This window comes from Vasconcelosia minhoensis LEGE 07310, from assembly GCF_015207255.1.
Taxonomy (GTDB): Bacteria; Cyanobacteriota; Cyanobacteriia; order Phormidesmidales; family Phormidesmidaceae; genus Vasconcelosia; species Vasconcelosia minhoensis.
Map to the genome: position 1 here is coordinate 40,120 of NZ_JADEXG010000020.1, position 12,011 is coordinate 52,130.

Genomic DNA, 12,011 nt, shown 5'->3' on the forward strand with positions numbered 1-12,011 from the left:
ATCTCCTCATAAGTTGTTCTTCAGCCAGCCAACCAGCAGCCCAGCAACAACGCTGGGCTGTTCTAGCTGGGGCAAAACGCCAGTATCGTCAACAATATGAAACTGCTGGACCTGCGAGCTGAGCGCCGCTAGCCGCCGGCCCAAGCTGAGAGGGGTAAACTGCGATCGCGCCCCCCACACCACCGCCGTCGGTACAGCAAGCTGGGGCAGGTCCTGAGCCAGATCAAAGTACAGGTCGCCGCGTAAAAAGGCCAGGGCTGCATAGTCGGCATTCGGCTGCTGGGCAGAGGCTAAGTAGGCCGCGACAATTTCGGGGGAGATGCGATCTCGCTTAGCAAACAAGAACTGCTCTAAGAAATTGCGCACGGCAAACTCGTTAGTCGCTCCCAGAGCATAGATCACCTGATCCAGCAGCGGCGTGTTGATAATCGGCGCGGGCAGCCGCCGTCCGGCCCCGGTCCCAAAGTCGTTAAACCCAGATGGACAGGTTAAAAAAAGCGAGCGAATCTTTTCTGGCAGCTGGTTTGCCAATCGCACCGCCAGTGCGCCCGTCCAGGACGCGGCCACTAAAGTCACCGGGTCTGGCAGCATCTGCAAAAACTCGCTTAGGCTGAGCAGGTAGTCCTCAATCCGATAGCGGCGAGCGGGATGGCTCGATTCACCCCAGCCCATCAGGTCGGGCGCAATAATTTGGTGGGTAGCCGCGATCGCGGGATACACCTTTGACCATTCATAGGCCGAGGCCCCACCCCCCAGGCTATGCAGAAAAACCACCGTTGGCCGCCCCGCCTTCAGGCTCCAGGGGGCTCGGGTCTGGGTGTAGTAAACCAGCGTCCCTAGCGACGTTTGAACGCTCTTCTGACCAAAACCGGCAGGCTGAAAGTCGATCATAATAGAGCATCGTAGCCTATCGTGAAGAAAGCTCGCTGTTTATATTATGCTAATGCCACCTGAAGAAACCCTGAAGCAAGTCGCCGCTGAACTGCCCGTTTTTCAAGCTAATGAGCAAAAGCAGCTATTCCTTTTTGTAATTGGAGCTCTGGCCGCTCGCTTGATCAGCCTACGTAAAGCTGCTGAACTCATGGCGCTCGAAACCGATACTTTGATCGAACTACTCGATACTATTGGCCTTGATTTTTCCTATCTATCCGAAGCTGATATTTCCATTGAGAAAGCTTGAGAGACTTAGCTGAATCGATGCGGACGGTCATCAACTCCTCACCCTTAATCTTTCTATCCAAGTTGGGGTATCTAGATGCCTTATTGACAGACGCTCAAACCTTCTATATCCCCGAAGCCGTGGTACAGGAAATTAGCGCCAAGCCTGACCAAACGGCTTCTAAAATTCAGGCTTTCTTAAAAAATTCTCAGATTCAAATTAGAGAAGCTCATCTACTTCAGCTAGTCAGCCAGTTATCTCTGAGGTTTGGTAAAGGTGAGGCTGAAGCTATTGCATTAGCGCTGGAATTGTCGGCTGACACCATCTTGCTAGATGATTTCGCTGCACGTCAAGAAGCTTTGCGGCTCGGTCTCAAAGTTAAAGGCACTCTCGCCATTATTTTTAGATTACGCCAGGAGAACCGCGTGCCGCAGACCTCGCTCGATGACCTTTATCAAGAGTTAATTAATATCCGGTTTCGGGTCAAACGCTCAATTTTTGACCAAATTTTTTTTGACTCGTGATGATGCAAAAATGGACTTATCGGGTTAACTCCATTCTCCAGTCAGTCAAGGCACCGTAGAGCCCCCAAATGGCCATCGGGCGGAGGTAGTGGCAGGCGCGGAAGGTGCCGACTGTCGTAATCGCTTCGGGGGTGCGGAACTGGAGGCCATGCTGGTAAATCTGTTGAACGACGGCGGCGGTGATTTCTAGCGCTGCGTCTCGTTTGCCCATCTGGGCGAAAAAGGCAGCTAGGCCAAAATTGATGCCTGTCCAGACCTCTAGCTGGTGGGTATCGTCGGGGTTCTGGGGCGAACCGTCGGGGCGAACGCCGTTGGCTGCGCCGATGCTAAGGCCGAGCTGGGCAGCGCTAAAGAAACCCGCTTGAGCGCCTTCGAACTTTTGATTTTGAGGAGCAGTATGGTGCTGGGCGTACTGGTTGAATTTGACAAAGCAGGCGTCGTAGATAGCTTCTAACGCCGATTCAGTAAACTCGGGTTCGACAATGTCGGGCAGCCCCATCAGCCGGGCAAAGAACTGGCCGCAGAGCTGGTCAGCCATCACCACGTCAGCGCCGCTGCCGGTATCGAGCCGGTAGTATTGGCCATTCCAAAGCTTGTTCTGAAAGACGACGCGGCCCTGGTCGGCCCAGCGGCGATATTGGGCCAGTAGGATAGCCAGATTGCCACTGCCGCGAGAATGCTGCTGGAGCTGGTTGCCGATCGCGATCGCGCTTTCCAAAGCCGCCAGCCACAGTCCACCGCAGTAGGCGCTGACGCCCTTAAGCTGCCAGTCGTCAAAGGTCTGGTCGGGGGCACCGCCGTTCTCGGGCATACCGTCACCGTCCCGATCAAACTGCTTCAGATAGGCCAGCGCTTCGACCACGGCGGGCCAGCAGTCTGCCAAAAAGTCAACGTCGGTTTCGCCGGTCATGACGAAGGCCCGATAGACCTGAATAACAAAATCGCTGGGTAAGTCTTTCCACTGGTTGCAGTCTTGATAGCTGGTGTAATTGGTCTGCTGCCAGGGATGCTCGTTTGGCGCACCTAAATCGTGCGGCGTGGCCCCTCGAAGCTTGCGGGCAGCCCAATGTTCGCCCTCGCCAATCGTGTAGTAGTAGCCAATAATCCGCTGTCGGCTGTCCTCGGCTGAAATCGCTCGGGCAAAGGCGCGGATGACGGACTTCTCAATCTCGGGCCACAGCATCAGGGTGGCAAAGCCGCCATACAGCCGCACATCTAAGCTTTCGTACCAGCAGTAGTCAAAGCATTCGAGGACGCCGAACTGGCCGATTGGGTCGGTTTCACTGGCGGCGGACCAAAGCGTGCCGCCGCTGGTCAGGTCGTAGAGTTCGTTAAATAGCGCCATTTTCAGCCAGTCGGGCAGGTCAGACCGGTTGAGGATGGGCTGCTGCCACTGCTGGATTTGTTGCTGCCAGCTGGGATATTTGGTAAGCGCGATCGCGGCCATGGCTTCGGCATTCCGACCGCTGCGGCCAAAGAAATCAGTGTAGCGGCGGTAGGCCTGCTTCCCGGCCGCGAATTCAGTCACCGGCAGGTCCCAGGTCAGGACGAAGGGAATTTCTGCCGTTTCGCCAGGGGATAGGGTGAATTTGACTGCGATCGCGCCGCCCACCTGTTCGCCCGCAGCGGCAGGCATTTCATCCGCTAAATTCGGCAGCGTCCCAGACTGGGAAAATGACTGCCAGAGGTCGCTCCCATCTCCTGCTGGATTCCAGCGGCTATGGTAGAAGATTTCGCCCTGTTCGAACGGTCTTGTTGCGATGCAAAACTGTCCCTGCCCCTCGGCAGGTTCCCCTGACCAGTCACCATCCATCACGCAGGTCACCCGGTCGGCCTGGACAATCCGCTGGTTGAAATTGCCTGCGCTCTTCCCCAGCCGGGGCTGGTATTTATAAAAAGGGCTGCCGTCATCCCGCTGCTGTACCGTGGGCGAGGGATTGGCATTGGTAAACCAGCCCACCATATTTTGCCAGCTCAGCATTAGGCTTAGCGTAATCAACCGATCGGTAGGATTATGGGCCGTCCAAACGAAGACCGCCACTGGATAGCTCGCCTCTTGATAGTTATCGGCCCAGATAGGAGAAAACTGCTCGCAGCTCAGCTCGGTCTGAAAAACACCGCGATAGGTAGATCCGCTGCGAGGGTATAGGGCGTGATAGGTACTCGCAGAGTTAGCCGGGTAAAACTCCCATTCGGAAAGGCTGCCATCGGTTGGGGGCTCGGTGGACATTGCGTAGGCCTGCTGCCGGTCTTCTGTCTGCTCAAAGACGCTGAACTGACAGGCCGGAAAGATTGCAAACACATGCTCGCCGCCGTCCAGATGCCACAGGTTAAAACTGCCGCTGGGGGCTCGACCGATACAGCCCGCGCCAAAGCCGCCGAGGGGAACACCATGGCCTGGGCCGTCATCCAAGTTGCTGGCGTAGCGGACAACATAGGGCGTTTCCCAACCTGCGCCAATTGGCCTTTGCCATGCGCAGTCGGGAATAAAGGGATCAGGCAAGGTCATAAAATCTGGAAATGAATGCTATTTTGGGTAGGGCTGACTGTCCATAGTACTGAACAGAGGGGACGAGCGCGCTTTATGTTTCTAGAGACTATACCATCGGGAACTTCACTGCCAGCGGCTAGCCAGATCGTTTTTATTGATCGCGCGATCGCGCGATAACCCAGCTCGCCGCCCGGTTCGAAGCCGGGTCTCCTCTGTTTGCCCCATTTATTGTCGTAGATGGCGCGGTAGCAGAGCTGCTTGACGGTAATTCCAGCAATGACCCAGCGATCTCTTTCCCCTTTATCGGGGCTCACTCGGACCGGCCCGATCACTTCCGCCTGCTGGCGGATAACCCATTCAGCGTTGAGGATTTGCCGTTTCCATTACGGCTTGAAAGCGCGATCGCCAATTCTCCGCTAGAGCGCATCGACCTCGTCAACGGCCAATCCTGTATAACTGGCGACGTCCTGTGGAGACATACCTGCCGCTTTTAGCCTTTTAGCAATTTGCTGCTGGCTCTCCGCTCTGCCTTCCTGTCTGCCTTCCTGTCTGCCTTCCTGTCTGCCTTCCTGTCTGCCTTCCTGTCTGCCTTCTTCTCTACCCTCCTGTCTACCTTCTTCTCTACCCTCCTGTCTGCCCTCTTGCCTTCCCTCTTCCCTAGCCTCCTGACGCAGGGAGTTCGTAATGTTGTACATGTCACGGTAATTCTTCAGGCTGCTTTGATAGCTGTTTTGTTCATCCGGTGAGAAATTCGCAATCTCGGCGACCTCAAACAGCTCGTTAAACACCCCTTCCTGCAGCTTCTCAGGCGGCTCCTCGAGCTGGGCTAGATGCTTAAACAGATATAGCCACTTGTCGAAATGTGTCTCTAACTCTTCCAGGGTCTTGGTGAACTTGGGCAGCTCGATATAGATCAACCTCAGCTTCTTATAAAAGACGTCGCAGTGCTGATTCTTCAGCTCTACCGTATGCAGCAGGTCGGGTTCGTCCTTGTGATCGTCAAAGATAAAATCCAGGATGCCGACGCTGTAGACCGCCGTTAGCTCATAGTTCCAAATGCCTTTTTGGGCCTGCTCCTGAATTGGGAAGGTGGCATAGAAGACGCTTCTGTCTTTGAAAAAATCCTGCTTGGCCTTCTGCACTTCGACGATGAAACGTTCTCCAGACTCTGCCTGACAGTAGATATCGAAAATGGCTCTGCGGTCAATCAGGGTATTGCCCTGGTTCTCGCTGTTCTTGAATGTCAGGTCTTGGATGCGATGATAGTCTGGCAGAAGCGTGTTCAAGAAGTCTATCAGCAGTCGCTTATTGGGCTCGGTGCCAAAGACGCGCTTAAAGCCAAAGTCCGTCAGCAGGTCGATGTAGATATCTGGCAGCTGATAAACCATGTTGGGGAAGCGGGTTAATCAAAATACTGAGAACGACGCTCTATCAGCTTATCGCAATCCTCCGACGAGCAGCTTCGAAGGATGGCTCAAGATGGCCCGTAATTTGCTAAAGCCAGCAGCCCGAGCTGAGTTAGGTTCCAGCCAATGAAGGCGATTAGACTGAAGAAGATAGCAATGCTGACGAGTTCTCGGACGGTTTTCATAGCGCTGTCGGGGGGTGGGGTGGAGGCGCGATCGCGCAGCGTCTGAGCTCAAGAATCTTAACGAACAAACCCCGCTCAGAGCTGACAGAACCTCACCTTTCACTATAGGCTGATCTTACGGTTCGTTCAGCGATCGCTCTATCTTATCTATTTGCTTTCCTATGCGCATTCGCATCATTGACCAGGCAGACAGCCGCTTTAGCCTTTCTCCAGAGGCGCAGACCGCCCTATTTGCCCTGCTGACGAGCGAATCTTTCTGCGCTCAGGTCTGCCAGGAAACCGGCGCTAGCCAGGTCGAATTTACCCACAAGCTATTCAAGCCGGTACCCTATACCACTGCCACCCCCAAGGGGATGGCTGCCGAATTTGAGCCCTACCATGAGTCGCCAGACTATGCGGTGATTAACGTGCCGCCGACATTCATGTTTAAAGCGAAGATTTTTAGCCCGAACCGCCTCTGCGCGATCTATCGAAAAGTTGCCCGATAACTATTAAGCTTGCCTTTTATGCCCGCTCCGTCTTTAAGTACGCTTCCTTTTCATCCCTACCTCACTCCAGACGGCCAGATTGCCACCGAGTTTGCAGGCGTGATCGGCATCTATGCTATCTATGACGAAGGCCAAACGCTGCAATATGTCGGGATTTCTCGCGATGTTGCCGCCAGCCTGAAGCAGCACCTGATTCGTCAGCCCGAAGCCTGCTACTGGGTGAAGGTCCATCCGGTTAAGCGCCCCAGCCGCACCGAGCTAAACGAGATTCGCGATGCCTGGATTGCTGAAAATGGGTCAGTGCCGCCTGGCAACGGCGAGCGGGCCGACGCCTGGGAAAAGCCGATCGACGTCAGAGCCCTGATGACCCCGGCTGAAATTGTGGCCGAAGATAAGAGCGATGGCCTGGGGCGGGTGAAAATTATGAAACAGATCGCCCGCCGGATTGAAGCTGACTTGCTAGAGAAGCTCAAGGCTCGCGGCGTGCAGATGGAGCTGCGATTTAACCCCAAGCTGAAGGAAGACGGGCTGCTAGACCTGAAGTAGCGCTATAGAGTGCGTTTTATTGCCGATATCATAGAGCTAGCGTCGCCAGAGAGTCCACCATGGTTCTGCAAATTTCTCGGACAAAGCCGCTCCAGATTGAATGGGAAGCGCTGCCGGACGACTACATCCTGCCGGATGACCCCGTGGAAAATATTCAACAGCCCTATCTAGCCGCCGCGCTGACCGACGCCCTGGGTGAAGCCGGTCTGATTCGGCCCGAGATGCTAATCGGGTCAAACTTTGGCCTAGTGGCCAGAGTGAACGAAGAAACCGTGGTCAAAGCACCGGACTGGTTCTACGTTCCCCGAGCGGAGCCGCTGCCGACCCAGACGATTCGGCGCAGCTATACACCTCACCGGCAGGGCGACCCGGTGGCGATCGTCATGGAGTTTCTATCAGATACTGAAGAGAGCGAATTTTCAGTCCGGCCCTTCTTTCCCTACGGCAAGCTTTTCTTCTACGAAAACATTCTTCAGGTGCCGACCTACGCCATTTTTAACCCCTACGATGTGGAACTCCGGGTCCTGGGGCTGGAAGCGGGTCAGTACCGAGAGCGTCAGGCCAATGACCAGGGGCGCTACTGGATTCCAGAACTGGGCCTGTGGCTCGGGATCTGGCACGGCTCACGGCTGGGACAGAAGCCGACGAACTGGCTGCGCTGGTGGGATGAGGCAGGCAATCTGCTGCTATGGAGCGCAGAAAAGGCCGAGCAGGAGCGCCAGCGGGCCGAGGCGGCTGAGCAGGAATTAGCCCGGCTGCGCGAGCAGATTACTCGGCAATCTCAAGATTTGGACGAGGGCTGAGCCGATTTTCTGACGTGATCGGCAGCACGCGCTCGGAGCGACTAGCCCAGAGGTTTTCCCAGCGGTTGGCGGGCATCATCAGGTACAGGACGGTATCGCTGAGCATGACCATTTCTAATAGCGCCTGGCCGTGGACACGCTTTGTCTTGACTTCCGCATAGAGGGGAGAAAACTGCTCGGTGGCAGCTGCCTCTTTGAGGACACGGTTATGAAAGGGGTGGTTGGGCGTGATTAGGGTGGCGATCGCAACCCACAGTCCTTCCCGGGTCATGCAGTCGCCAAAAATCCGACCGCTGATTGCCGCTGCGGCAAAGGCGGGGGCAGCTAGCTCGGTCGGGCTCATCACCATGTCAAATTCAAACACCTGCTGAATCTGGCGGGCAAAGTGGGGGTCATGGACGCGCACGAATACCGGCAGGCTGGGGGCAATGCTCTTAGCCGTGATCGCAATTTCTAGATTGATGCTATCGTTGCTGGTCACCGCCAGCAGCGCGTCGGCCTGCTCAATGTTGGCGGTTTGCAGCGTTTCAGGCACGCTGGCATCGCCGATAATGATCGGAATGTGGCGCGATCTCGCTGCTCCCAGAAAGCGCCCGTTGGGATTATGCTCAATCGCGATCAGCTCATCGCCCAGAGACTTAAGCTGATCGACAATTCGAATGCCGACCCCGCCCAGGCCGCAGACGATGCAGTGGCGGCTTTGGGGATAGCGGGTGACCGTCCAGATATGCTGGAGATGCGTCCCTAAAATAAAGTCATTCAGCAGGGCATAGCAAATGCCGACGACCCCTGCTCCTACCAGCATCATGATCGCGGTGAACAGCTTGATCGCCGCCGTCGCGTTCTCGGCCACCTTTTCCTGGCCGCCCGCCCCGGTAATCATGCCCACCGAGAAGTATAGGGCGTCAATCACGGAGGTGCCGGTTTCATTGCTAACGTAGGTGGTCGTCGCCACCCCAATCGTCACTAGCAGCGCCAGCAGCACCAGCAGCACTGAGCGGCTGCGGCGGCGGAACTGAATGATGCCGCTGCTGAAGCGTCGCAGAGACTGCTTTAGCGATCGCTGCGACCGCCGAACTGTGGGCTGTTGGGCTAAAATCAGCATATCGCCCGGCTGCAATACCTTGCCCTCTCGAATTGCCGCGCCCAGGTTGGTTGAGCCCTGAGCAGGCTGGTAGGCAATATAAATGCGGGTGAGGTCTTCCCAAATGTCGGTAATCAGCCGACCTCGCCAGGGATGCTGCTCGGTAATTTCCTCCTCGATAATCGGCCAGATCTGATCGAAGATCTGGAGCTGCCCGATGGCCCGGTTGCCCATGGCCGCAAAGGCAAAAATTGGTGCGATTAGCGCGGCAACGCTCATCGAGATATGGTCGGGCAGGGTCTGGTCGAGCCGAATTCCAAGCTGATTATTAAACAGCCGGTTAATAATCCGAATGCGCGGGTTGAGCAGCCGGGCCTGGGTGAGGACGGCCAGATTGATACTGTCGTCGGCGCTGGCCAGCACCAGCGTCTGGGCTGCGTAGATCTCTGCCTGCACCAGGGTTTGCTCGATCCGACTGTCGCCGACCACGATATCGCCGTCTGCCTCGTGGGGCATGGCGCGATCGCTAATTCCCGCTACGCGAACGCCCTGCTCCCGCAGCAGGCAGAATATGCGATAGCCGGTACGGCCTAAGCCGCAGACAATCACCTGAGGCTGCATGGTCCCTCCTCTGAATTTCTGAATCGGCGCACCTGCTCCATTCGCGGACGCAACCGAGCAATTTTACGAATAGCCGACTTCAGCATTCCCAGAGGTATCGACGGGTACCGCTCTGGCCAAATCTGCACAAAAATTAGCATAGCGCGGCCTGAAGCGCATCCGACTCTGATCGGGAAAGCCGGTAGCTACAGGCAGCAAGCCATAGGAAGGACAGAAGATGACAAGCAGCTAGAACTTCTCCAGAATTTTCTGTACGATTTGCACGCCAGTCACCGCCTGCCAGCCAAATAGCCCGACCAAAATCGTGTTTAACGTAATATGGGTATAGCGGGCAGCGTTATTGCCTTTCTGCATGAAGGGTACGAGCGAAGCTGAAACGGCAATCAGTCCCGTCATACTTAGCCCGGTTAGCAGGTGCGGGCCTAAGAATAGCTTGCCGTTATTGATATAGGTCGAGGCCATGCCGCCGAGGGTGCCGAGCACCATGAAGGCCAGAATTGCCGACCCCAACCGGTGGTGACGCGTGCCAAATTTGCCTTTGATCAGCGCTTTCTTCTCATCGCCTTCGGCTAGGCGAGTGCGCCGATGCTGCCAGCCCAGATAGGCGGCGTAAACTGTCACTGCTAAAACCCCCCACATTAAAGTGGGGTGGATAAAATTAAGCCAGGGCTTAATGGACTCAAACGTATCGGAATTCATGATGGCTTCAGAGCAATTGCTATCTATTGTTGACCCAGAGATCAGTATATTCGGTTCGCCTGTTTCCTGCTGAGCGTAATACTCTCCTGCTGCCTGTGCGTTTTGTCCGAAATAGTTTCTCCAGAATTTTCCCCTGACGCTTTTTACAATGAAATTACCCAAACCCTTTCTGCTGGCCCTGCCGACCGGATTTTTGCTAGCCCTGACGGTGGGCAGCGTTTTCCCAGTGCTGGGGCAGACCGCTGAGGATTTTTTGGAGCCGACGACGCCCAATTCTGACCCAGCTGAGCTGCTGACGATTGAGGACGATGCCCCCAACCCTGAATCGGCAAGGGATGAAGCTACCGTCGGTGAGGTTCTAGATTCGGAGCTAGAGGCAGATTCTGAGACTCTGCTAACTCAGGATTCTGAAGACATGCCTGACGAGGATTCCGAAGAATCTTCGTCAGAGTCTGAAAATGTGCCTGCGGAGGATTCTGAAGATGCCACAGCTGATGGCCCAGAGCAGCCTGAAGAATCCGCTACCGATGTCGATCCTGAAGCAGAAGCGGCGGCCCAGCTGCGGCGGGAGCGCCTGATTGAAGCCGACCGGCTCTATGAAGCGGGCGACATTGCCGCTGCCCAGGCGCTCTACCGCACTGCCAAATTAGGTGAGGCTGCTGCTGAGGCTGACCTGCCTCCTGAGCCGTTTAGCGACGAGGCACAGCTCTCCCCTGCTGCCGCCGTCTACTGGCGAGAAGCAAACGCCGGTATTGCCAATGATCGCGAATCCCAGGCTTTGGTATCGCTAGCGCTGCTGACCGAAGAATATCCGGCCTTCACTCCGGGCCATTTGCGCTACGCCGAAGTGCTCCAGCGCTATGACCAGCCAGAAGCCGCGGAGCAGGTGCTGGAGCAGGCCCTGACCCAGTATCCGGCAGCCCCCGAGCTGCTGGCGGCCCAAGTTGAGCTGATGATGGCCCAGGAGCAGTGGCTGGAAGCCTCGATTGCCGGGCGGCAGTTTGCTGCGCTCAATCCGGAGCATCCGACTGCCGAGCAGCAGACCGCTCAGGCAGCGGAGAACCTGGAGCGGTTCAAGCGGCGGACGCGATCGCGGTTGCAGACTAACGCGATCGCAAACGTCTTCACCGGCGTCGTCGGCTATGCCCTCACCGGCAGCATCCTGGGTCCCTTTACCGCCGCCGAATCCGCCATCATCCTGCTCCAGGGGGAAAGCACCATCGGCCGGCGCGTTTCAGAGCAGGCCCAGTCGCAGCTGCCGATGCTGGAAAATGAAGAAGTCTTGGCCTACGTGCGCGAACTGGGTCAGGAGCTGGCGGCGGTGGCTGGTCGAGAGGAGTTTGACTACGAGTTTTACGTCATCCTTGACCGTAACCTGAACGCCTTTGCTCTGCCCGGCGGTAAGGTGTTTCTTAACGCCGGAGCGATCCTGGATACGCGTTCTGAAGCCGAGCTGGCGGGGCTGATTGCCCATGAGCTATCCCACGCCGTCCTTTCCCACGGCTTTCAGCTGGTGACCCAGGGCAACCTGACCAGCAGTGTCGCCCAGTACCTGCCGCTGTCGGGCCTGGCGACCAATTTTTTCCTGGCTGACTACTCCCGCCAGATGGAGCGCCAGGCCGACGTGGTGGGCACCCAGATCCTGGCGGCTAGCGGCTACGCGGCGGATGGCCTCTATCACCTGATGGTTACCCTAAATGAAAAGGAAGAAAACCGAGGCGGCATCTCCTGGTTTAGAACTCATCCTTCGCCGCAGAACCGAGTGGACTACCTGCTTGCTCTAGTCGAGCGGGGCGGCTATAACCGCTATGCCTACGAGGGGGTCGCCCGCCACGAGGCGATTCAGGCCCTGGTCGAAGCTGAACTGGCTGCCCAAGAGGCGGAAGAAGCGGGTGAAAAGTCGCCTTTGGATGAGCTGCTAGACGCTGAATCTGAATCTTCGCAGCCTGAAGCCGAAGCGGACGAGCAACTCGAGCCTTAGGCAGCGCAATCGACAGACTTAGCG

Annotated in this window: 11 protein-coding genes; 6 read left to right on the forward strand and 5 right to left on the reverse strand. The window is 56.4% G+C overall.

All coding sequences use genetic code 11. From position 1 onward, the window contains the following. Window positions 1-6 precede the first annotated feature (6 nt). Window positions 7-891, reverse strand: a complete 885-nt coding sequence (locus tag IQ241_RS10405) for an alpha/beta fold hydrolase (protein ID WP_193906735.1) — start codon at window positions 889-891, stop codon at window positions 7-9. Between the two features lie 52 nt (window positions 892-943). Here IQ241_RS10405 and IQ241_RS10410 point away from each other — a divergent pair, with 52 nt between their 5' ends. Both IQ241_RS10410 and IQ241_RS10415 read left to right on the forward strand, forming a co-directional pair. After that, window positions 944-1,180: a hypothetical protein gene (locus IQ241_RS10410; protein WP_193906737.1), complete on the forward strand. Its 237-nt coding sequence runs from the start codon at window positions 944-946 to the stop codon at window positions 1,178-1,180. Window positions 1,181-1,197: 17 nt separating this feature from the next. Further along, window positions 1,198-1,683, forward strand: coding sequence for a DUF3368 domain-containing protein (locus IQ241_RS10415; protein WP_193906738.1), 486 nt, complete (start codon window positions 1,198-1,200; stop codon window positions 1,681-1,683). A 16-nt stretch (window positions 1,684-1,699) separates the two neighbouring features. Here the strand turns inward: IQ241_RS10415 and IQ241_RS10420 are convergent, their stop codons facing one another. Both IQ241_RS10420 and IQ241_RS10425 read right to left on the reverse strand, forming a co-directional pair. Continuing rightward, window positions 1,700-4,192: a GH116 family glycosyl hydrolase gene (locus IQ241_RS10420; protein WP_193906740.1), complete on the reverse strand. Its 2,493-nt coding sequence runs from the start codon at window positions 4,190-4,192 to the stop codon at window positions 1,700-1,702. 398 nt (window positions 4,193-4,590) lie between these two features. Next, window positions 4,591-5,562, reverse strand: coding sequence for an Rpn family recombination-promoting nuclease/putative transposase (locus IQ241_RS10425; RefSeq protein ID WP_193906742.1), 972 nt, complete (start codon window positions 5,560-5,562; stop codon window positions 4,591-4,593). A gap of 364 nt (window positions 5,563-5,926) precedes the next feature. On the opposite strand from IQ241_RS10425, the gene IQ241_RS10430 reads away from it, so the two are divergent. From IQ241_RS10430 to IQ241_RS10440, 3 genes are read left to right on the forward strand one after another with little or no spacing between them, the layout of a single operon-like run. Next, on the forward strand, window positions 5,927-6,253 hold the full coding sequence (locus tag IQ241_RS10430) for a hypothetical protein (protein ID WP_193906744.1): 327 nt from the start codon (window positions 5,927-5,929) through the stop codon (window positions 6,251-6,253). Window positions 6,254-6,271: 18 nt separating this feature from the next. Continuing rightward, on the forward strand, window positions 6,272-6,799 hold the full coding sequence (locus tag IQ241_RS10435; RefSeq protein WP_193906746.1) for a GIY-YIG nuclease family protein: 528 nt from the start codon (window positions 6,272-6,274) through the stop codon (window positions 6,797-6,799). A gap of 59 nt (window positions 6,800-6,858) precedes the next feature. Further along, window positions 6,859-7,602, forward strand: a complete 744-nt coding sequence (locus tag IQ241_RS10440) for a Uma2 family endonuclease (RefSeq protein ID WP_193906748.1) — start codon at window positions 6,859-6,861, stop codon at window positions 7,600-7,602. Here IQ241_RS10440 and IQ241_RS10445 read toward each other — a convergent pair. Together IQ241_RS10445 and IQ241_RS10450 are read right to left on the reverse strand one after the other, a co-directional pair. Next, window positions 7,568-9,307: a potassium channel family protein gene (locus IQ241_RS10445; protein WP_193906751.1), complete on the reverse strand. Its 1,740-nt coding sequence runs from the start codon at window positions 9,305-9,307 to the stop codon at window positions 7,568-7,570. The two genes, IQ241_RS10440 and IQ241_RS10445, sit on opposite strands and share 35 nt — an antisense overlap. A gap of 228 nt (window positions 9,308-9,535) precedes the next feature. After that, complete coding sequence (locus tag IQ241_RS10450; protein ID WP_193906753.1) at window positions 9,536-10,006, reverse strand: DUF4079 domain-containing protein; 471 nt, start codon at window positions 10,004-10,006, stop codon at window positions 9,536-9,538. A 148-nt stretch (window positions 10,007-10,154) separates the two neighbouring features. Between IQ241_RS10450 and IQ241_RS10455 the strand changes: the two genes are divergently transcribed. Further along, window positions 10,155-11,987: a M48 family metalloprotease gene (locus tag IQ241_RS10455; RefSeq protein WP_193906756.1), complete on the forward strand. Its 1,833-nt coding sequence runs from the start codon at window positions 10,155-10,157 to the stop codon at window positions 11,985-11,987. The last annotated feature ends 24 nt before the right edge of the window (window positions 11,988-12,011 follow it).